Annotated in this window: 24 protein-coding genes, 1 tRNA gene and 1 riboswitch; of the genes, 5 read left to right on the top strand and 20 right to left on the bottom strand. The window is 51.8% G+C overall.

The window, feature by feature from the left end; translation table 11 throughout:
* Positions 1-245 precede the first annotated feature (245 nt).
* From LX24_RS02105 to LX24_RS02095, 3 genes are all read right to left on the bottom strand, one after another.
* The gene (locus tag LX24_RS02105; protein ID WP_166510494.1) at positions 246-605 is read right to left on the bottom strand and encodes a hypothetical protein; all 360 of its coding nucleotides are present in this window, start codon (positions 603-605) and stop codon (positions 246-248) included.
* Positions 606-663: 58 nt separating this feature from the next.
* Entirely contained in the window at positions 664-1,749 is a 1,086-nt protein-coding gene (spoIIP, locus tag LX24_RS02100; protein ID WP_166510493.1) for a stage II sporulation protein P, read from the bottom strand.
* A 378-nt stretch (positions 1,750-2,127) separates the two neighbouring features.
* Positions 2,128-2,469, bottom strand: a complete 342-nt coding sequence (locus LX24_RS02095) for a phage holin family protein (protein WP_166510492.1) — start codon at positions 2,467-2,469, stop codon at positions 2,128-2,130.
* A 125-nt stretch (positions 2,470-2,594) separates the two neighbouring features.
* Here LX24_RS02095 and rpsT point away from each other — a divergent pair, with 125 nt between their 5' ends.
* Positions 2,595-2,864, top strand: coding sequence for a 30S ribosomal protein S20 (gene rpsT / locus LX24_RS02090; RefSeq protein ID WP_166510491.1), 270 nt, complete (start codon positions 2,595-2,597; stop codon positions 2,862-2,864).
* Between the two features lie 44 nt (positions 2,865-2,908).
* Here rpsT and holA read toward each other — a convergent pair whose 3' ends face one another.
* The 11 genes from holA to larC form a co-directional block, all read right to left on the bottom strand.
* On the bottom strand, positions 2,909-3,922 hold the full coding sequence (gene holA / locus LX24_RS02085) for a DNA polymerase III subunit delta (RefSeq protein WP_166510490.1): 1,014 nt from the start codon (positions 3,920-3,922) through the stop codon (positions 2,909-2,911).
* Entirely contained in the window at positions 3,919-4,689 is a 771-nt protein-coding gene (locus tag LX24_RS02080) for a HesA/MoeB/ThiF family protein (protein ID WP_166510489.1), read from the bottom strand. The genes holA and LX24_RS02080 overlap by 4 nt, the downstream gene beginning before the upstream one ends.
* A gap of 47 nt (positions 4,690-4,736) precedes the next feature.
* Entirely contained in the window at positions 4,737-5,246 is a 510-nt protein-coding gene (gene mobB / locus LX24_RS02075) for a molybdopterin-guanine dinucleotide biosynthesis protein B (RefSeq protein ID WP_166510488.1), read from the bottom strand.
* Positions 5,236-5,673 carry an MOSC domain-containing protein gene (locus tag LX24_RS02070; protein ID WP_166510487.1) on the bottom strand — a complete coding sequence of 146 codons (438 nt, stop codon included), beginning with the start codon at positions 5,671-5,673 and terminating at the stop codon, positions 5,236-5,238. The genes mobB and LX24_RS02070 overlap by 11 nt, the downstream gene beginning before the upstream one ends.
* Positions 5,661-6,170 (bottom strand): cyclic pyranopterin monophosphate synthase MoaC, encoded by a 510-nt coding sequence (gene moaC, locus LX24_RS02065; protein ID WP_166510486.1) that lies wholly within the window; start codon positions 6,168-6,170, stop codon positions 5,661-5,663. The genes LX24_RS02070 and moaC overlap by 13 nt, the downstream gene beginning before the upstream one ends.
* A 7-nt stretch (positions 6,171-6,177) precedes the next feature.
* On the bottom strand, positions 6,178-7,158 hold the full coding sequence (gene moaA, locus LX24_RS02060) for a GTP 3',8-cyclase MoaA (RefSeq protein ID WP_166510485.1): 981 nt from the start codon (positions 7,156-7,158) through the stop codon (positions 6,178-6,180).
* Between the two features lie 37 nt (positions 7,159-7,195).
* Positions 7,196-7,891 (bottom strand): ABC transporter permease, encoded by a 696-nt coding sequence (locus LX24_RS02055; RefSeq protein WP_166510484.1) that lies wholly within the window; start codon positions 7,889-7,891, stop codon positions 7,196-7,198.
* 89 nt (positions 7,892-7,980) lie between these two features.
* The gene (locus tag LX24_RS02050) at positions 7,981-8,325 is read right to left on the bottom strand and encodes a winged helix-turn-helix domain-containing protein (RefSeq protein WP_166510697.1); all 345 of its coding nucleotides are present in this window, start codon (positions 8,323-8,325) and stop codon (positions 7,981-7,983) included.
* 7 nt (positions 8,326-8,332) lie between these two features.
* Positions 8,333-8,575, bottom strand: a complete 243-nt coding sequence (locus tag LX24_RS02045) for a MoaD/ThiS family protein (protein WP_243131577.1) — start codon at positions 8,573-8,575, stop codon at positions 8,333-8,335.
* A 184-nt stretch (positions 8,576-8,759) separates the two neighbouring features.
* A complete protein-coding gene (locus LX24_RS02040) occupies positions 8,760-10,151 on the bottom strand; it encodes an ArsB/NhaD family transporter (RefSeq protein ID WP_166510483.1) in 1,392 nt (463 codons plus the stop codon).
* 205 nt (positions 10,152-10,356) lie between these two features.
* Positions 10,357-10,449: riboswitch (cyclic di-GMP riboswitch) on the bottom strand.
* Between the two features lie 167 nt (positions 10,450-10,616).
* On the bottom strand, positions 10,617-11,420 hold the full coding sequence (gene larC, locus LX24_RS02035) for a nickel pincer cofactor biosynthesis protein LarC (RefSeq protein ID WP_166510482.1): 804 nt from the start codon (positions 11,418-11,420) through the stop codon (positions 10,617-10,619).
* Between the two features lie 567 nt (positions 11,421-11,987).
* On the opposite strand from larC, the gene LX24_RS02030 reads away from it, so the two are divergent.
* From LX24_RS02030 to LX24_RS02020, 3 genes are read left to right on the top strand one after another with little or no spacing between them, the layout of a single operon-like run.
* Positions 11,988-12,644, top strand: coding sequence for a cyclase family protein (locus LX24_RS02030; RefSeq protein WP_166510481.1), 657 nt, complete (start codon positions 11,988-11,990; stop codon positions 12,642-12,644).
* Between the two features lie 42 nt (positions 12,645-12,686).
* Complete coding sequence (locus tag LX24_RS02025; RefSeq protein WP_166510480.1) at positions 12,687-12,989, top strand: ACT domain-containing protein; 303 nt, start codon at positions 12,687-12,689, stop codon at positions 12,987-12,989.
* A gap of 15 nt (positions 12,990-13,004) precedes the next feature.
* Complete coding sequence (locus LX24_RS02020) at positions 13,005-14,363, top strand: PFL family protein (protein WP_166510479.1); 1,359 nt, start codon at positions 13,005-13,007, stop codon at positions 14,361-14,363.
* Positions 14,364-14,490: 127 nt separating this feature from the next.
* Here the strand turns inward: LX24_RS02020 and LX24_RS02015 are convergent, their stop codons facing one another.
* From LX24_RS02015 to LX24_RS02005, 3 genes are all read right to left on the bottom strand, one after another.
* A complete protein-coding gene (locus LX24_RS02015) occupies positions 14,491-16,881 on the bottom strand; it encodes a DNA internalization-related competence protein ComEC/Rec2 (RefSeq protein WP_166510478.1) in 2,391 nt (796 codons plus the stop codon).
* 258 nt (positions 16,882-17,139) lie between these two features.
* Complete coding sequence (locus LX24_RS02010; RefSeq protein WP_166510477.1) at positions 17,140-17,943, bottom strand: DUF169 domain-containing protein; 804 nt, start codon at positions 17,941-17,943, stop codon at positions 17,140-17,142.
* A gap of 256 nt (positions 17,944-18,199) precedes the next feature.
* Positions 18,200-18,886: a ComEA family DNA-binding protein gene (locus LX24_RS02005; protein WP_243131576.1), complete on the bottom strand. Its 687-nt coding sequence runs from the start codon at positions 18,884-18,886 to the stop codon at positions 18,200-18,202.
* Positions 18,887-19,089: 203 nt separating this feature from the next.
* Between LX24_RS02005 and LX24_RS02000 the strand changes: the two genes are divergently transcribed.
* Complete coding sequence (locus LX24_RS02000) at positions 19,090-19,953, top strand: HpcH/HpaI aldolase/citrate lyase family protein (RefSeq protein ID WP_166510476.1); 864 nt, start codon at positions 19,090-19,092, stop codon at positions 19,951-19,953.
* Between the two features lie 101 nt (positions 19,954-20,054).
* On the opposite strand, the gene LX24_RS01995 is transcribed toward LX24_RS02000, so the two are convergent.
* The 3 genes from LX24_RS01995 to LX24_RS01985 form a co-directional block, all read right to left on the bottom strand.
* Positions 20,055-20,276: a sulfurtransferase TusA family protein gene (locus tag LX24_RS01995; RefSeq protein ID WP_341473552.1), complete on the bottom strand. Its 222-nt coding sequence runs from the start codon at positions 20,274-20,276 to the stop codon at positions 20,055-20,057.
* Positions 20,251-21,333, bottom strand: coding sequence for a YedE family putative selenium transporter (gene yedE, locus LX24_RS01990; RefSeq protein ID WP_166510474.1), 1,083 nt, complete (start codon positions 21,331-21,333; stop codon positions 20,251-20,253). Before yedE ends, LX24_RS01995 begins: the two co-directional genes overlap by 26 nt.
* Positions 21,334-21,357: 24 nt before the next feature.
* A tRNA-OTHER gene (locus LX24_RS01985) sits at positions 21,358-21,454 on the bottom strand.
* Positions 21,455-21,472 lie beyond the last annotated feature (18 nt).

Here is a 21,472-nt window from a genome sequence, read left to right as displayed (position 1 = left end):
ATATCCCATCATACGGCTTAACCATGCCTGGCGGTTATTTTTTATATATCTCCAACGGACTTTTAATTGATTGTATTTTTTTCGACCGCCTCCTGTTAAAAAGTTGCGCTTTAAAATTTACAACATTTAGTTAACTATTATTATTTATTTAGCTATTTCATATCCTATTCCTGCACGCCTGGTTTAAATAAAATCATAACGCCCTTTACCTCGTTTATGGTAAAGGGCGTGACACCGGTTGCAGGTTAGGGCCAACCAATAACTTCCCGCACTTTATGCTGTACCGGAACCAGTCGCCGGCTGACTTCATCCAGGCCATCGCGGCAAAGCTCACCGGCCTGCTCAATTATTTTTTCCCGCTCCGCGCTGTCCGGCCATACACGGTTCGGCAATATATCACCCGGCCACGGGTTATCCAAAGACAAATGCAAAGTTTCACCCAAAAGGGTTATCTCCATCTCATCTCCCACCCTGCGCCAATCAAGTAAAGCCAAAGGTTGCTCGGGAGCCACCAGGCAATTAAAATTTATGACAGCAATATTAATGCCAAAAAAAACCAGGCCCGTACAAAAGCCCAAAACAACTAGCATTGATTTACTTGGCATTTGCATACCTTCACCTTTGCCGCTTTTATCTTTATATAATTACCAAATTCAGCCTGGCCTATTCACCATCCATATATCGTTTGACCAATTCTGCCACGGGACCCGCCAGCATGCGCGCGGCAAGAACAGCTTCCTCGGTGGAGTTGCTGACGCTGCCCACTTCCAACAGCACAGCCCGGGGGTGTAAAAACTGATTATATCGCCCCTCCAGGATACGCACCCCCAGGCACAGCCCGGGCCGCTGTTTATCGATCTCAGCGGCTAACTCCTGGGCAAAGTTGTAGTTTTGCCGCCAGGTGGGGAAGGGTGACCGGGCATCCGAGCCGACGACGATAAGCACAGGTGCCACCTGCTGCCCGTCCACCGTTACCAGACTGTTTTCCCGCGACTTGCCTGCATCGCGGTGAATATCCAGCACCACCTGCACCGACGGGTTTTCTTCAAGCAATTTTTGCAGTGTTTCCTGTGATTTAGTGTAGGAGCTGTTGTAATTGGTGTCATTGATGGTGTCGGAGCGGGCTACCCGCACCCCGTATTTTTTTTCCAGCTCATCCTCCAAAGCCTCGGCCGCTTTTACCACTCCGCCCCGCTTACCGGTAAGCCGTTCCATACCGTCGGTAAGGGCATAGGTCTCACCGGTATGAGTGTTATAAATAGCCACCAGGCTTTCCTCCGAAAGGGGGGGTGGGGACTGTATTGCTTCCTCACCGGGCAAAGGCTCATGGTCAAGTGACATTTCCGGGGCCATAACCGGGGCGCTTGGCTCTTGGCCGTTGACCTCCCGGGCCCAGAGGGGCATTTGGTAGGCAACTATATGCACCGGGCGCCGCGGGTCCGGTCTGAATACCCGCCCCAATTGTGCCACCAGGGCACCCGGCGCCACCACCTGGGGAACATCTTCCCGGCTTCCCGACCAGGCCATCACCGGTACGGCCACCCGCATGATACTTTTGGGATCACGGTCGTTCCAGGCCAGCAGTGTATTTAATACTGCGTGTCCGGCCCTGGTAAATGCAGGCGACAAAATAACCAAACAATTGATTAGTAGCAAGGCCAGCGCCAGTAGCAGTATTAAAGATATGCCCGGTCCAAACCTGGTCCGCGGCCTGTACCTGCGATAGCGATAATGATATGCGGGGTGCATAAAATCCCCCCTGTTTACCCGGCATTTGCGACCTTACTGAGTTGTAGTAACCTAATAATACAAGGCCACACCCTGAATGATTTTGCCATGACATTTCTAATAACTATTCCCGGGCTCGGGGAATTATTACCACTTATCACACACACGGGTTCAACAGGGTTTGGCAAGTTTCCAAATATGAACAATAAGTTATGTACGTTATTCCTGTATAATTTCGTACTAAAGAGCGTGCTTGGACCATGAAAGCAAGGGAAAACGTCCCCGTGCTTCCCCTGTTTCGGTCACAACTAAACCCCCGCCACTTTAGCGACGGGGGTTTAATATGCCTTTAGGTGCATTCACAATTAGCACCTCATGGATGCACAAAACGACGGAGCGTCAGCGCAGCACCGTGGGTACCACGGCGTCAATCAACCCGATTACGAAGGCCGAAATCAACGCCCCCACCAGGCTGACGCTGAGCATATTGGGTATAATAAATTGCGCCAGGTAAATTACCACGGCAGCGGTAAGAAAACCTACGATGCCACGGTTCTGGGGCGAAATTTTATCGCCCAATAGTGCCTCGGCCACATAGCCCAGCACCGCAATCACGGCCGCGGCAATCAAAGCGCCTGTAAAGCCGCCACGTACTACAAACCCGGGAGCCAACCAGCTGACAACAATTAGTACAAGTGCTGAAACAACAAAGCGAATAGCCAGTCCAATCCATTGCGACATTTTTACTTCACCTCCTTATATTCATGCTATAATTATCATTAACCAAAAAACCCGCCTGTATACCAGGGGGAGCTTGCAATTTTTTTTAGTGCATGGTAAAATTGACGCTGTTGGGAGGTGAAAAAATGCCTAATATTAAATCTGCTGCCAAGCGGGTGCTCATTACTAAAAAAAGAACCGAGCGCAACCGGCGCATTAAATCCACAGTTCGCACCGCCATCCGCCGCTTCCAGGAAGCTATGGCCGCTGACAACAAAGATGACGCCCAATTGAAATTACGCCGGGCGCTTGTTACCATAGATAAAGCGGTTACCAAAGGCGTACTGCACAAAAATACCGCAGCCCGCAAAAAATCGCGCCTTACTAAATTCTTTAATAAAAATATAGCCGGTTAAAAAGCTACCACCCAGTTATGAAAACATGGGTGGTTAATTTATTGTTAGAGGCAAATTTTTAAAATAAACGTTTCCATGGCCGGGTAAAAATCCGCCCGGCCGGTTTTTATATTATGATCCAGCTCGGTAAGATTTTGTAACGCCTTAACCAGCTGTCTCGCTCGAAAGTTCTTACGCTGGGCGTATATTTTTGAATAAACAAAGGGGTGCAGGTTAAGGTCTGCTATGATTTGCTCCCGGGACCGGCCGGAGCCTGCCAACCCTTGCACCTGCAATATCAATCTGAACTGCCTGGCCACCATACCGATAATTTGCTGGGGCTGTTGTTTTTGCAGCAGCAGGTTGCGAATACCGGTCAGCGCCCGCACGCAATTTTTTTCCCCGATGGCATCAACCACTTCAAATATGTTATCCTCCACCCGTGCGGCCACCAACTGCCGGACCGTCTCCAGAGTAATGGTTTTGCCGTGCCCGGTATAACATGACAGCTTCTGCATTTCATGGTAAAGGGTGTACATATCCCGCCCGCAGCGGGCCAGCAATTCCCCCGCCGCTTCCCGGCTGATGGTGCAGCCTTCTTCCTTAGCCCGCTTGGCCAGCCATTTGGTGAGGTCTGCCGGCTTTAACCGGGTGAATTCAATAGCCCGCCCTACCCGGGCCGTTTCCTTGTAAATCTTTTTACGCCGGTCCACGTTTTGGTCCGTTTCAAATACCAGGCATGTGTTCTGGCAAGGGGCGGCCAGGTAATCCAAAACATATTTTATTTCCCGGTCATTTTTTCCCGCAGCCGCATGGAATATTTGCGGACTGCGCACCAGTAACAGCCGTCGTCCCGGTAAAAAGGAGGCGTAGGTAGCGGCAGTTACAATTTCCTGCCCCGATAGTATAGAGCCGTCCAGTACATCGAAGTTTAATTGCTCCCCGCCCGGGGGTAAAATATATTCCTTGAGACGCTGGACAGCCTGCTCCCGCAAATAACTTTCCGGGCCGTAAAGCAGGTAGACCGGAGCAATACCACCCTTTTTCAGCTCAGCCAGAAAATCAACATAGTATTTCAAGACAAAACACCGCCGCATACGGGGCAGGACGGGTCGCGACTGATATCAACGGTGAAGAACTGCATGGACAGGGCATCAAAGGTTAAAAGACGACCCCGCAGCGGTTCCCCGATGCCCAGGATTACCTTAACCGCCTCGGCGGCCTCCACCGCACCGATAATACCGGGCACTGCCCCCAAAACCCCCATCTTGTCACTGGATGGAGCGCCCTCGGGGGGGCTTCCTCTGAATATGCAGGCCAGGCATGGCCCCTGCCCCGGTAGTATGGTCATAGCTTGTCCGGTATATCCCAACACCCCGCCGAAGATATACGGCTTACGCTTTTCCACACAGGCCTGGTTAATAAGAAACCGGGCCGCAAAATTGTCGGTGCCGTCCACCACCAGGTCATAGAGGGCGATTATCTCTCGAAAGTTTTGCTCGTTAAGCCAGTGCCCGTAACCGGTAACCTGCACATCCGGGTTAAGGGCGGTTAATTTTTGCCGGGCCGACTCGATCTTGGGGCGTCCCAAATCCGGAGTGGTATGCATAATTTGCCTTTGCAGGTTGGACAAATCCACCTGGTCACCATCCACCAAGCCTATGTGCCCGATACCGGCCGCAGCAAGGTAGTAACTTACGGGAGAACCCAAACCACCGGCCCCCACCACCAGAACCCGGGACTGCAGCAGCTTGGCCTGGCCGACCGCGCCTACCCCATCCAGCAAAATATTTCTTTTGTAGCGCTTCAGTTGTTCATTAGTAAATTGAACGTTTGGTTCACCCATCAGAACAACTCCCTACTTCGTAATAATTAAAAGGCATAATATTTTTATTATTTACGCCCGAACTTTTCCAGTATAAAATTCGCCACTGCAGTAATATCTCCTACATCAAAACACGGTACATCTTCTTCACCAGGATAAGGTTTACCCACCACGGCCACCAGTTGCCCGGCCCGGGCCGCCGGTCGATCCTCGCCATAGCCGGCCCGGCGCACCTCCAATTGGGGATACGGCCCGCTTTTGTATCCTTCGGTAAAAACCATATCCACATTACCCATCAAGGCAGCTATATCGCCGGGGGCGGGGTCACCTTCCGTCTCCATCACCAGACCGATTTTGCCCGGCCCGGCTATGGCAGTGCAGACCGCCCCGGCCCGGGCCAACCGCCAGGTGTCTTTACCCGGCTGGTCCATTTCAAAGGGACCCCGGTGGTGTTTAATTACCCCCACCCGTATTCCCCGGCTCCGCAATTCGGCCACCAGCTTTTCCAAAAAGGTGGTTTTACCCGTGTTGTGCCAGCCTACAATGGAGATTATCGGTAATTCAAGCTTATTCGTCAATGACCCGCACCTCATCGCCCACTTTTACCAAACCATCCTTTAACACTTTGATAAATATACCCTCTTTGGGCATGACACAGTCACCGGCCTGGTGGTATATGGCACAGCGGGTGTGGCATTCCTTGCCAATCTGGGTAACCTCGCCCAGCGCCTCTCTCCCAATGGCTATCTTTGTACCGATGGGCAGGGTGACCAAATTCACTCCAACGGTGGTAATGTTTTCGGCAAAATCGCCGGGATTAACATCCAGCCCGGCATCGCGCATTTTTTGCACGCTTTCTAGGGCCAGCAGGCTAACCTGCCGGTGCCAGGGACCGGCATGGGCGTCCCCTTCCAGCCCGTGCCCGGCCACTAGCCTGCCGCTGCCGGCGTTCTTTTTGCGCATTCCCTTTTTGGGGCTGGTGCAAACCGCCACTACATATCCCACGCTTCCTCACCCTCCCTTTCAAATGTGCCACTTTTACCACCAGTTTTATACACTAGCCTGACCCGGCCCAGCACCATTTCCCGGTCCACGGCCTTGCACATATCGTAAATAGTTAAACCGGCCACGGTAACCGCCGTCAAGGCCTCCATTTCCACCCCGGTCTTGCCCGTGGTACGCACCCGGGCCTGGATTTGCACCCGGTCGGGAGGCTGCAGGCGGAAATCCACGTTGACCCCGGTTAAGGTAATGGGATGGGCCATGGGAATAAACCGCCCCGTTTCCTTGGCGGCCATAATACCGGCTACCCGGGCCACGCCCAGCACATCACCTTTGGCCACCCCGCCCCGGCCGATCAACTCCAAGGTGGCGGGCTGCATGAGCACCTCGCCCCGGGCCACCGCCACACGCACGGTGTCGTCTTTACCGCTGATGTCCACCATGCGGGCCGCACCACTGGCATCGAAATGATTTAAGCCCTTATAGCCATAATCGCTCATAATATTATTAACCTCCGATTTGGGACATAATGCGGTCGTCCTTTTGCCACCCCACCGCCAGGTCATGACAGTCAGGCTTGGCATAAATAGCCTCTTTAAAAATACCGGCCAGTTCACCGGTTCCGGCACCGGCCCGCAGTGCCTGCTTCAGGTCAATCTCCCGGCCGCTGAACAAGCAAGGCCGCAGTTGACCGGTGGCCGTAAGGCGCAGCCGGTTACAGGCGGCACAAAAATGATTGCTCACCGCTGAAATAAAGCCAATGGTCCCCGGCGCACCGGGGAAGCGGCTGTAACGGGCCGGGCCGCTGCCCAAAATATTCTTCTCCTCCTCCAGATTACCCAATGTCCTGGTAATTAATTCTCTGACTTCCTGGTTGGAAATAAACCTCCCTTTGGACCAGGCGTCTGAAGTACCGATGGGCATCAATTCAATAAACCGGACATGCAGGGGCTTGTCCAAAGTAAGCCTGGCCAAATCCACCAGTTCATCATCATTAAAACCCCGAATGGCCACCGTGTTAATTTTAACCGGCCCCAGTTCGTTTTGTAACGCGGCAGCTATACCGCTGCGCACCAAATTAAGATTTCCATACCGGGTAATGCGGTGGAACTTGGCGGGCTTTAATGTGTCCAGGCTTATGTTAACTCTTTTCAGCCCGGCCGCCTTTAAATCAGAAGCCATTTCGCCCAGTAAAATTCCGTTGGTGGTCAGGGCAATATCATCTATCTCAGGTATATCACGCAAATTTCGGAGCAGGTCCAAAATACCGCCCCTCACCAGCGGCTCCCCGCCGGTGAGACGTACTTTTTTGATACCCACAAGTACACCGGCCTTTACAACGGTGACAATTTCCTCCATGGTCAGTATTTCACTGTGCGGTATATGTTTAATTCCTTCGGCGGGCATACAGTAAACGCAGCGCAAATTGCACCGGTCAGTCACCGAAATGCGCAGGTAGTTTATTTGCCGCTGGTACCTGTCATGCATTGTTACACCTTCTTTTATTTTATATAATATTCGCTAATTAATAGCGACCTTTTTGCTGCAGCAGAGTTAATGTAAAAGTAACCACATAGGCAAGCAGTAAAAGGATAACACTTAAGGCAATGCCGATATCAAAATTACCCTTGTTGACCTCCATTACAGTGGCGGTGGTCAACGTACGGGTTTGGCCCAGGATATTCCCCCCCACCATCATGGCCGCCCCCACCTCGGAAACCACTCCGCCAAAACCGGCAATAACCGCGGCTAAAAGGCCCAGGCGGGCTTCTTTGATCAGTAGCCAGTATAGCTGCCAGCGGGAAGCCCCCAGAGCCAATATTTGCAGCCTGATTTTAGGATTCAGCTGCCCGATGGCTGCCATACTAAAACCAGTTACAATGGGCGAAGCGATTACCGCCTGGGCAATAATTATGGCCGAAGGGGTGTAGATAAGGTCCAAAAAACCCAGGGGACCGGAACGCCAGAGCAGTAGGCTGACCCAGAGGCCCACCACCACCGGGGGAAGTCCCATACCCATATTTACCAGGCTTACCGCCACGTTGCGCCCGGGAAAAACCTTGAAAGCCAGGAACAGCCCCAGGGGCACCCCGATTAATAAGCTGATTATAGTAGCCGTACCGGAAACCCGTAAGGTAAACCAGGTAATCCGCAGCACCTCCGGGTCACCGGACAGCAACATCTGCACAGCCTTAACTAATCCTTCCCAGACCATTTCCAAGCCGATATACCGTTCCTTTCCGAGTAATTTTTAAATTTAAGCGAATTTTCAATCAATATGCTCAAACTAACATAACGCATATAAAAAAATTAAACTTCGAAGAACCGTTGAAAAATTTTGTTCATCTCCCGGTCGGCCTCCAGTCTAAAACTATGGAAGGTTTCCAGCAAATGAACGGCCTCCGGAGTAAGTTTGGCACCTCCGCCCGTTTCACCGCCTACCCTGGTGACGACCAGGGGTATGCCCCATTTTTGTTCCGCCGTCTTTATTTTACCCCAGGCGGTACGATATGACATGCCCATAACTGCAGCGGCCCCGGCAATGCTGCCGGTTTGTTTGATATGCTCAAGTAGTTGAAAAAAACCGTCCCCTAGAATGCCGCCGCCTTTTTCCAGCCAAAATTTATAACCCAAACTAAATTTAGTATCCTCCATAGCCAAATCAACCACCTCCCACCGGCGGGAAAAGGGATATTCTTTCTCCACTCGTAGTGGTATAATCCAATGTTTGATGCCTGCCATCCACCAGTACAGTAAAAACCTGATCTTCGGGAACACCTATTTTGTGCAATAAATCCCTGATTGTTGCACCTGCCGGCAATTCCACCGGCAAAGGCTGACCAAACCCCACACCAGGCAAAAATTTCTCCAAGCCGCTGAACACCCGAACCTCAACCTGCAACATTCTCACCTCACATTGAACCAAACTTGCCCGGCAGCAACAAATCATAGTATATTTCGATAAAACAGGGTTTGTGCAGGAAAAACATCTCCCACAAACCCTGCTTGTTACATTATACTAAAAATCACAAGCTCCGTCCACTAATTCGACATATATCGAATGGCTTTTTATACTTGCCCCGCTCTTGTTAATTACCGGTCTTATGCACCGCCGGTTCTTTGCCTTTACCTGACCGGCCCAGCACCAGGGCTAACAAAATGCCTACCGCAAGGGTGGCCAGCATAGCCACGGTGCTATGCAGCACATACCAGGCCATTAAATACAACATGGCAATAACAATGGACATTAGCATCAGCGGAAAGGCCACCTTGAAAAATGCCATAAAAGTAATGGGCACGCCTCTTTTTTCCGCCATGCCTATGACCACCACATTGGCCGAGGCACCGATAATGGTACCATTACCCCCCAGGCAAGCCCCCAGCGACAAAGACCACCACAGGAAATTCAAATCGCTGATACCGCCCAGACGACCCATATCCTGGATTAATGGAATCATAGTGGCCACAAAGGGGATGTTATCCACAAAGGCCGAGGCAATGGCCGACAGCCACAAAATTAATAAACCGGCGGGCAACAATTCCCCACCTGTCACTTCCAGGGCAAAACTGGCAATGGCTTCAATAACCCCCACTTCTTCCAATGCACCCACCACGACAAACAGCCCGATAAAGAAGAATATAACTGGCCATTCAACAGCCTGGAAGGCATGTTCGGGGTCCATACGGGTCACCAAAAGCAGCAAAGCCGCACCGGTCAATGCAATTACCGAACTCTCCAAATGCACGAACTGGTGCAGTACAAAACCAGTGATCGTTATACCCAGTACAGTTAAACATTTCTTGAGCAGGACATGGTCCTTGATCTCGGCGTTTTCGTCCATAGCCATGATATTATTCATTAACTCCGGCCTCGTTGCCAATTGTTTACTGTATATCAATTTTAGTAAAAATATGGTTACAACATAGATTACCACCACCACAGGAGTTAAATTAATTATAAAGTCCATAAAACCAAGATGGGTGGCGCTGCCGATCATTATATTGGGAGGATCACCGATTAGAGTGGCGGTACCACCGATATTGGAAGCCATGATTTCCACAATCAGGTAAGGTATCACGTTAACTTGCAGTTGCCGGGCTATAGCAAAGGTCACCGGCACAATGAGCAGTACGGTGGTCACGTTGTCCAGTAAAGCGGATAGCACAGCGGTAATCAGAGCCAGGGAGGCCATAATCCGTACCGGTTCACCTTTGGCTCCCCTGGCGGCCTTGATGGCCAGGAATTCAAATACCCCGGTTTGCCTGGTGATGCCGACAATAATCATCATACCTATCAAAAGGCCGATGGTATTAAAGTCTACATAATGGACAGCGGCCTCTTCGCTGACAATACCCGCTAGAATAACCAGCGCCGCGCCGCAAAAGGCAGCTACAGCCCGGTGAATCTTTTCCGATACGATAAAGGCATATGTGATCAGGAAAACCGCTGTTGCAAATATAACCTGGTTATCTGCTTGCATAATCATCTCCCTCTATGACGGTATAGTGCTAGTAGTGACCAATTAATATAACAACAATACAACGCACCGGTTGGGTACAGGGGTACTATTGGAACACTATCAAAATCCTTTCATACCGGTCACCTCCCTCAATGCATAAAAGTAAAAAAAACAGGGGAGGTGGTCAAATAAAAATAAACTGACCACCCCCCCCAGCAGTCGAAACCGTTACAGCCTGGCAATCATAGGTATGTTAGTGATACCCTTAGACCCATAGCTTTAGCGTCCCTGGCTTTAACCAGGTTTGCCTAACCCGTGGAGAGTACTTATATCTAATTATTCCGTAAAGTAGTATATTCAAAATAATTATATAGTATATTTATTGACCGGGCAACCTCAATAACGGCCGTATAGCTCAATGGGCTCCCTGAAACAGACCGTTGCTCCCAATATCAGGCCTCTATGACTTTGTGATTTATTTTTCACTTACGTATGGCTATGCGCTCCACCGGTTTTGTGATGACAACTTTTATCACCAAGCTGCTTATTATTAGCGGTGCAGGATGCCACAGCATCACCAACTATTACTCTAAGCAAGTTGGGCCGGTCATACTCATTTTTACCGGCCCCGTAACCAACCCGGTCAATGGTCATGGCAGGCAGCCCCACCCGCCCCTCGGACAGCGTGGCCACCAGCGCGGCCCCGGTGGGGGTCACTGTTTCCATACGCACACCGGCATCATATACCGGCACACGGGCCCCCGTTAAAATTTCCAGCGTGGCCGGGGCGGGTGCCGGTATGATACCGTGCTGGCAGTGTATAAAGCCGGATCCCAGGGGCAGCGGTGATACAAATACTGCCTCGACCTCCAACAGGTGCAGTCCCAGCACCGTCCCCACCACATCGACAATGGCATCCACCGCACCCACCTCGTGAAAGTGAATTTTCTCAGGGGTGGTTCCGTGCACCCTGGCCTCGGCCCGGGCCAGGGTTTGAAATACCTGTTTGCTTTTATTCTTTACATTTTCCGGCAGTTCACTGGCAGCAATAATTTGTTCAATATCGGGCAGGTAACGTAAATGCTGTCCCCGGGTGGAGGTCTCCACCAGTATATTCTCGGCTGCAATACCTGCCCGGTGCACCTGTTCCCGGCGCAGCTCATAACCATCCAGCGCAAGCCCCGCCAATCCCTGGCACAGCCGGTCAAAATTTACCCCGGCGCCCACCAGTGCCCCCAGGCACATATCACCGCTAACACCGGAAAAACAATCAAAATACACTGTTTTCATTGTAAAAACCCCCCACATAAAGCCTTTCCCCGGCAACCCATTGTTTATAATAAAATTAGTTTGTACGGAAAACGAATTAAATCTAAAAAATACTATAACATTTTTCCAGCGGTTTATGAAAAATTTTCACACCGGTGGTCCAAAATAAACTATTCCCGCCAACTTGACAATCCCATTGGCACATTATACTATTTATTAGTTAAGATATATCTTTAAGTCACAGGAGCACCTCGTTTGTTGGGGTTTCACCTGTGCCACAATGGGGTATGCTAAATCCTTGAAGTTGCTCCTACAACTTCAAGGATTTTTAATTACCACTGCCTGACTCACAATTTTATAACTTTGCAACCTGTAAGTAAGAACTTGTTTGAAAAGTAGGCTTTAGTGCCAGGTGTTGAAAAATTTAATCTTTCAACACCTGGCACCGCGGGAGCACCGCAAAAGCCGGCCAGCGCGAAAGATTATAAGTGGCTCCCCCGGGCGAACTTTTCGAAAAGTCTCGGTAATATGAAACGATATTTTATATTATGACCCTGATTTCTAATATAACGCTAGGACGGTGTGCAAATGCAGTTTATTGATTTGACCCATACCATCGCGCCGGGCATGCCCGTATACCCGGGCACCGAACCACCCCGGATAACCGGGGCCTGCAGTATTGCCAAAGACGGTTTCAGGGAAAAGACATTGTTCATGTATTCTCACACCGGCACCCATATTGACGCCCCGGCCCACATACTGGAAGACGGCGCCACCCTGGACAGCCTGCCGGCGGCACATTTTTACGGCAGAGCCACCGTTCTGGATGTATCTCGACTTCCGGGACCGGAAATAACAAGGGAGTTAATCAGCCTCCCCCCCCGTGTAAACATAGATTTTGTTATTTTTTACACCGGGTGGTATCATAAGTGGGGTACACCCGCATTTTACACGGGTTTTCCGGTACCCTCCCCCCAAGCGGCCAACTACCTGGCGGGGCTTGGTATCAAAGGTGTGGGCACGGATGCCATTTCCATAGACCGGGCGGGAACCACGAATTTTATCATACATAAAATTTTCCTGCAAAAAAACATGATCATAATTGAAAACTTAGCCAACCTGGCCGGTTTGGCCGGTAAGATCTTTACCCTGTGCTGCTTTCCGTTGAAGATTGCAGATGCAGATGGCGCGCCGGTTCGGGCAGTGGCAATTTGTGATAACGGGGAACACCGGGCCAGCAACTGAACCAGGATAAGGCAATAAAACTTAAATACGGGGGAGATGTTGATGAGTTTACTGGAAAAAGATGAAAAACAGGGCAAGCGGATTATCATCACCGTTATCGGTCCCGACCGGGTAGGTATCATTGCCGGGGTCACCGGTATTCTGGCTAAATATAACTTTAACATACTGGATATCAGCCAGACCATCATGCAGGAATTTTTAGTAATGATGTTAATTGTAGACAGTGAAAACAGCACCATTGACCTGTCCGAGCTAAAGAATAATTTGGCTGATAAAGGAACCGAATTGGGTGTTCGTATCGACGCCCAGCATGAGGATGCTTTTAAATTTATGCACAGGCTTTAATAAGGGGGTCTTAGTTTGCTTACCATACAGGAAATCATGGAAACAATTACCATGGTCCAGGAGGAACACCTGGACATCCGCACCATCACCATGGGTATCAGCCTGCGGGACTGTGCCGATAACGACCCCCGGGCCGCCTGCCGTAAAATTTATGATAAAATCACCCGGCTGGCCGGTAACCTGGTGCCGGTGGGCGAGGCCATAGCCCGGGAATACGGCATACCCATAGTAAATAAACGCATATCGGTCACCCCCATCGCCCTGGTGGCCGAAGGCAGCCATACCGATGATTATTTGATCTTCGCCGAAACCCTGGACCGGGCAGCAGCCGAGGTGGGAGTAAACTTCATCGGCGGCTTTTCGGCGCTGGTACACAAAGGGATCACCGGTGGCGATAGAAAACTGCTGGATTCCATTCCTGCCGCCCTGGACACCACCGAGCGGGTATGTGCATCGGTGAACGTGGCCACCACCAAAGCGGGCATTAATATGGACGCCGTAGCTCTGATGGGACGGGTGATTAAAGAGGTAGCTTCGCGCACTGCCGACCGGGACGGGTTGGGCTGCGCCAAGCTGGTGGTTTTTGCCAACGTCCCCGAAGATAACCCCTTTATGGCCGGTGCTTTTCACGGCGTGGGAGAACCCGAATCAGTGATTAACGTTGGGGTAAGTGGCCCGGGGGTGGTAAAGCGGGCTGTAGAACGGGTTAAGGGCAGTGATTTCGGCACCCTGGCCGAAACCGTTAAAAAATCTGCTTTTAAAATAACCCGTATGGGTGAACTGGTGGGACGCTCCGCTGCCGCGCGGCTGAACGTGCCCTTTGGTATTGTGGACATCTCCCTGGCCCCCACTCCGGCGGTGGGTGACAGCGTGGCTGAAATATTGGAGGCCATGGGCCTGGAACGCTGCGGCACCCATGGCACCACGGCGGCTCTGGCTCTCTTAAACGACGCCGTGAAAAAGGGCGGGGCCATGGCCTCGTCATACGTGGGCGGGCTATCGGGCGCATTCATACCGGTCAGTGAGGACGCCGGCATGATCCGGGCGGTGGAGGAGGGGGCACTGCAACTGGATAAACTGGAGGCCATGACATGTGTTTGCTCGGTGGGACTGGACATGATTGCCGTGCCCGGAGATACGCCTGCGGAAACCATATCGGCCATTATTGCCGATGAAATGGCCATCGGCATGATCAACCAGAAAACCACCGCTGTGCGCATTATCCCCGCGCCCAATAAACAGGTGGGTGATCACGTGGAGTTCGGCGGCCTGTTGGGCCGGGCACCGGTGATGCCGGTGCATCGTTTTTCCGCCGCCGATTTCGTCCGGCGGGGCGGCCGCATACCCGCCCCCATCCACAGTTTAAGCAATTAGCCCACCATGTGAATCGTGGTTTATAACAAGCGCTTGGTGGTAAAATTGGTTCAAAGTCAGGCCGGTAAGATACCACCGTTTACAAACAGGCAGCGAGTTGATATATCAAAACAACCCGCTGCCTGTGTCATCTTGCCGTTTGCACCTCAATATCCCACCCGTCGGTAGTGAACAGCACAGCTCCGTCCCGGTCATTGCGAAAAATAACGGCACCGGTGCTGTTTAATGCTTCCAGTGTTTCCGGAGCAGGGTGACCGAAGCGATTATTTTTACCCACCTGGATGACGGCATACCCGGGTGCCACCGCTTCGAAAAATTCCGGCTCAAAAAAACGACTGCCGTGATGTGGGACTTTCAGCACATCGGCCTGCAGTCTCGCCCCGCTGCCCAATAAATCCCGCTGGGCTTCCTCCTCTATATCCCCGGTTAATAAAAAAGACACCTGTCCGTATTCCAGGCGCAGTACCAGGGAAGCATCATTTAATTCTTCCTCTGAAGCAGCGCTCAACTCCCTGGCCGGGGCCAGCACGGTCACTTCCACATCCTTGTCAATATGCAAAGCATGCCCGGCCCCCACCCGGTAAACCGGAATATTCAAGGGGGACACAATTTTCAGCAATGCCTCGTAACCAGGCGCACCGGACAGCACCAAAGCCCCGACGCTCAACTTTTCGGCCACGGGCGGCACTCCCCCCGCGTGATCACCATGGGGATGGGTGACCGCCAGCACGTCCAACTTGTCCATACCCAGGCGGTGCAGGTAGGGCACCACAATGGTCTCCCCCACCCCACGGCTGTCTTCCGGATCTCCCATCCGCCCGCCGGCGTCCACCAGCATGGTGCGGCCGCCGGGAAAGCGTACCAGTATACTGTCGCCCTGGCCCACATCAATGAAATGCACCTGCAGCCGCCCGCCAACGCCTCCCCAGGGCCAGAAAATAACCAGCAGCAAAAAAACTGCCAGCCCAACCGAGGCCATCCTTATCCGGCGGTTATGTGTACCAAGCCAACACAAGGGCGCAGGCAAATTTGGCGGCATTACCAGGCGACCACCAATCAATTCCGTTATTCCCACCAGGCCGGCATACCAGAACGCCACCGCATACCATGGGGGTGTAGCCACATGGGAATAACCGCCCGGTAGCAAGCTGATTAGGCGCGCCAAACCGGTAAAAAAGTCTATCAGTACCCCTGTGCCCGCATTTATGATGGCAGCGGCAGGCAAGAAAACAATGCCGCAGGCCGAACCCAGAAAACCCAGCAGCATAATCAGCCCCACCAGTGGCACCAGCAGCAAATTGGCCAGCGGGGCCACCGGGGTCACCAGATTGAAATAATATATTAATAAGGGCAGGGTAGCCAATTGAGCAGCAATGGTCACCCCAAGGGGTAGAGCCAGCCAGCGGGGCCACCCCCAACCTTTAACCAAGAACGCACTGATTTTTGGCATGAGGTATAATATGCCCCAGGTGGCGGTGAAGGACAATTGAAAGCCTATTTCATACAGGGCAGAAGGATCGAACAACAGGATAACCAGTGCCGCCAGGGCCAGGGTGCTGGGCCAGTCCCTTTCCCGGCCCAGGTATACCGCCATGAGCACCAGTAGGCCCATAATGCCGGCCCGCTGCACCGCCGGACCCATACCGGTCATTACAGCGTAAAAGACCAGCACCCCCAGGGCCAGGGCGGGCACGACCCGGCGCGGCAACCCCAGTGCTGTGGCCAGCAACAGTACCCCGGCCAGTACAAAGCCCACATGCAAACCACTCACACTGAGCACGTGGGCAACACCGGTTTGGCTAAAAACATCCTTAACGGACTGGTCAATGCCCCCGGTATTGCCAAATAACATCCCGGCCAGCACCGCCGCCTGCCCTTCGTTCAGGGTAAGACTCGCCACCCCGGTCAGCCTTTGTTTACCCTGTAAAGCCAGGCGGACCAAGGGATTCCCCCCGGTTCCAAGTATCTGGACACTGTCCGGTTTATCTACGTTCATTAAACAATAAATACCCCGCCGCGCCAGGTAGTTCCGGTAATTAAAGGCCCCGAAGTTACCGGGTTCCCCGGGCCGGTATAAAAACCCCTTCACCCGCAGGTAGTCGCCATAATTGCAACTGCTACCACCACCATATATTCTAACCAGCACCAATCCCCCGGCGTCCACCCGCTTATCGCCAAGCCAAACCGCCTCGGCTGCTACAATATAGGCGGTATAATTTTTACGCACATCGGGCTCACGGGCCACCATACCATCAACGCTCACAAAGTGGCCAGCAAAACGCTCGGGCCCGTCGGGACGCTGTATACTATCCAAGCCGGCCACAAACCAGCCCAATACAATGAATAATAGAATAATAAACCAGCGATTATCCCAGCGGTTAAAAATACAACCGGCCAGCACAACCACCATACATACCAGCGCCAGTAGCAAAAGCACTCCGGGCACAAATCCCCATGCTGCATTAAGCACGATACCTGTTATAAAACATATGGTTATCACCAGTAGGGGCCGGTTCATGGCGGCAGCTTTCCCTTCATAACTCCCCCCGCTTTTAAACCCGCGTTAAGATTAAGACAGCTTGAATTTGTGGACAAACTTTCCAGTATGACTAAAATAATAGCATTGTTTCAGGTAAAAACAACCCTGCCGGAGGTAAAAATATCACGCAATTGCATCAAATCTAACAGAACCCGTATCCCAGTACACTGTCAACCAACCATAATTACAAAAAAAATAGGAACAACAGCGTTGTTCCTGACAGGTGGTAGTTAAGTTTTACTCGGCGTCTTTAAACCGGATCATCGGGCATTTCTTGCAAACATCAATGCCGGGCCATTCCTGGCCGGGGGAGCCCACCATCGAGGGACCGCCGTATTTGGCAGTGCGGCGCAATAATTGACGGGCCAACAATCCAATATCACCGCCGGGTATAAAAAGGTTCACTTCGCCCCTTTCAGTTTTACCGGAAGTGTAACTACCGGCACACATGGTGTTCATATTGGGTTTTTGCTCATTGTAACAATAAACCATACCACCACACACCGCCGAATTAACGGTATGGTTGAATTGCAAGGTGGGTACTTTTTTGGCACCGATATAGTCGTTCATAATGTGATAGGCTTGCAATACATTGGTCACCATAAAAACAACATCCGGGTCCACTGGTGTTTTGCCCAGGGGAGCGGTCATAAACCCCTTCAACTTGCCTACAGGAAGCATTGGTTTGGCCAGCAGGCAATCTTTAGCATGATCCCAGTCCGCAGTATATTTTACATGACCGTCAACTTCCTCATCACTAGGAGCGCGTAAACCCAGGCAGGTTTTGGCGTTACCACACATTAAGTTGTCTCCGTTGGCTTTCACTATATAGTTGTTCATCCGGGAAGCCAGAGCGATTTGGCAAACGGTCATTTTGGGCCCGGGCAGCTTTTCAGCCTTAAAATTGTTATATTCCTCTTCATCCCAAAAAAATTTTACAGCTACCGGATGGTAATCAAGTTTATACAAATACTCCAGCGCATCGGCCATTTCAGCATAGGTCAGATCCTTTTTAGCAAGCTCCTCAACGTTTAACAACATAAATACCGCCCCCTTCTGTTTATTACTCTCGATTATCGTTTAAATAAACTTTTATTATAATTAACTTAACAGATATCCGACACTTTTCATGTCAGGGTAGCGACACTCAACATGTCTTTATAATGACAAAAAATATGTCCGCAATATGACATAATGAGCACAATCCCGCCACATAACAAAGAAGCCCCCAACTCCTACCAACACAGGGTTGACCGGAGCCAGGGGCTCTAATATGTAATTTAAGCCACAACAACGTCTAATTGACACAAATCAAGTTTTTCATTTGTTCGAAACGTTTTTCACCAATGCCGGAAACGTTCTGGATATCCTCAATGGTTAAAAAAGGGCCATGCTGGGTGCGGTAATCAATAATCCTCTGGGCCAGGGAAGGGCCAATACCGGGCAATTCCTCCAGCTGGGCCATGGAGGCAGTATTTATGTTGATACTCCCGGCACCATTGCCACCCGGAGAGACAACTCCTTCGGCAGTCAATGCGCCTTGCACCGCGCCCGGCAACTGCTGCCGGCTTATTTGCTCCACACTGTAAACGGTGATTTGCTTACCATCCTCAAGCGTCGCCGCCAGGTTCATATAATCAAGGGCTGAATTTTCCGTGGGACCCGCCATATTAACAGCATCCACCACCCGTGACCCGGTGGGCAGGCGATATACACCGGGTTTCTGCACCGCCCCGGCCACATGGACTATAACATGCTGTATTTCCTTTGTTTCACTGGACCGGGCCGTGGAGCCATTGCCGGGGTCACCATTTTCCACCGCACCGGGCACCAGGTTGTCAGTCACCAGCGGCCCGGCTGTTTGCATGCGGGCATATTTATGACCGGCGCCGAACAGTATCACCGCAGCCAGAATCAGCAGAACCCACTGGTGCCTTTTTTCCAACTGAAACATGGTCACCACCGCCAAATAGTATAATTTCACCGGGGAAATTCTACCTTTGCCGGTAAAAATCCTCTTATAAAGTTAAACTTTTCAAAAACAGGCAGTCTTCATTATTACCAGTTATTTATACAGACACGGCCGGTAATATTGGCACCATGGCCATGATCGCCACAGGAATAACCGAACACGCGGCGAAAATAATATAAAATTTCAAATATTACAAGAAAGGACGGAAAAACGAGATGGGTTTATTAAGATGCTTGTTATTCGTACCCGGCACCGATCGCAAAAAAATAAACAAGGCTTTCGCCCTAAACGCCGACGCCGTCATTATGGATTTAGAGGACGCAGTGGCCATAAGTGAAAAGCACACCGCCCGGCGGGTAGTCAGCGAGACCATTAATTCTTCGGCATTGCCCGTTACCTACGTGCGGGTTAATGCAGTATCATCGCCCTATATTTTAGCCGATCTTCAGGCCGTGGTACAGCAGAGGCTGGCCGGTATCATGCTGGCCAAGGCGGAAACGGCGGAAGAGGTGCGCCGGGCTGACTGGCTCATGGGGCTGCTGGAAGAGGAACGGAATATACCCCGGGGCACGCTGGAACTGGTGCCCTTTATTGAAAGCGCCCGGGGTATCGAAAACGCGGGCGAAGTGGCCGCCGCCTGCCCCAGGGTGAAAAGACTGGCCTTCGGCGGCAACGACTACACAGCGGATACCTGGACCACTTACTCCGAAGATGGCAGCGAGCTTTTTTACGCCCGGGCCAAACTTATCGCCGCCTCCCGGATGGCCGGCATAGAACCGCCGCTGGATACTGTCTGCCCCTTTATAAAAAACATTGACGCTCTGCGCAAAGATGCCCACCGGGCCAGAAAATTGGGTTTTCAAGGAAAAATGGTTATTCACCCAGCCCAAATTGAACCGGTTAAGGAAATATTCAGCCCCACCCCGGAGGAAGTTGCTGCCGCGGAAAAAATCGTGGCCGCCTTTGATGAAGCCGAGGCCAAAGGTACCGGCGTTATCCAGCTGGACGGCAAAATGGTGGAATACCCCATAGCTAACCGCGCCCGGCAAATTTTGGCCGCCGCCCGGGAATTAAAATAAAGAAGCACGCCGGGACAAAGGCGTGAGCGCGGGGACGGTTCCCTTGCTTCCCGAAGATAGCAAGGGAACCGTCCCCGCACTTCTCACCGTGTTCCTTTAAACTACTTAGTCAAGGTCAACAATATATCATCACCTTGATTAGATACATCAACCCGCCACCCTTTATTTTCGGCCAGGCGGGATACATTTTCCCGGGCTGCGGCGTTGCTGACCAGCACACGTACAGTACCGGTGTTCATGTTATCCAATACCCGTTTGGTCAGCAGCACGGGTTCAGGGCACAGCAATCCCCGGGCGTCAACTTCCCTTTCCAAAGCTAACACCTCCTGTCACCACCGCCGGTCGATTCACCATTCCTATGGCGAATACAACCAGCAGGCCCAAAATTACCGCTATTTGACCGGCCAGGGGCACCCCGTCGGGGCTGGCGGCAAGACCAAAGTTATGGGATACGGCCGCTCCGGCCATGAGCCCTATGATAGTGACGGCACAATCGGTGTTTCCTTCGGCTGCGGCCACCAATTGCCGTAGCGGGCAACCGCCCAACAGCACCGCCGCCCAACCGGCCAACGCCATGCCCAAAAAGTTCCACAGGCCATCGGTATGGGCCACCGGCTGGCCGGTAAATCCGATATTAAATGCCCCTACAGCCAGGTTTCCGGCCAGGGCCACCACAAATATAGTGATAAAGCCATACAATAAATGTCCATCCCGCAGAATAATAAAATCCCTGATACCGCCCACCATGCACAACCGGGAACGCTGGGCCAGAGCCCCCACAGCCAGGCCGGCCACCAGCGCTATCCAAACAGGCGCATGCATGGAACCGGGCCCTTGCTCACTAAAAAATAAAAATGCGGGTTTAGCCAGTAAAAGAATAAATAATACCGCCATAAATGCCGAAAAAAGGTAGCCATTGCTTTTCGGCTGGGGAACAGCCCGGCCCAGGGTGAATCCGGATTTAAGAAACCATACCCCCACAGCTACCCCGGCCACCAGACCGGCCAGACCCACTCCGGCGTTTAGGTCTCCCCCGGCCAGCCGCAAAACAGCCCGTACGGGGCAGCCTAGAAACACCAGCATGCCCATCATGGCAAAAAAGCCCAGGGTAAAACGTGTAAAGGAACTGGAACCGCCAACGGCTCTAAACTCCCTGGTAGCCTGGGAAGCAATAAAAGCGCCCAGCACCAGGCCGATAATTTCGGGTCTTATGTACTGTACCGGCGCAGCCCGGTGCAACCCCAGGCCGCCGGTCGTATCCCGCAAAAAGCAGGCGATACAATACCCCATGTTGGCCGGGTTACCCATTTTGACCAATATCACCGCCAGCAACCCCAGCACTCCCCCGGCGGCAATAATCAACAGCCGCTGCTTATTCAATAATACCTCCCCCTTAAACATATTTGGAGGGGAGAAGTCGGAATCGAACCGGACTCCCGCCTGGATCGCAGGCAGGCCAACGGGTTTGCAGCCCGCGGGGACCACCAGATCCATTCTCCCCGGTCAATCTAATTCGGCA

Source organism: Desulfallas thermosapovorans DSM 6562 (assembly GCF_008124625.1).
Taxonomy (GTDB): Bacteria; Bacillota; Desulfotomaculia; order Desulfotomaculales; family Desulfallaceae; genus Sporotomaculum; species Sporotomaculum thermosapovorans.
Note: the sequence above shows the minus strand (reverse complement) of the source record. Positions and strands in the feature narration are given on the sequence as shown.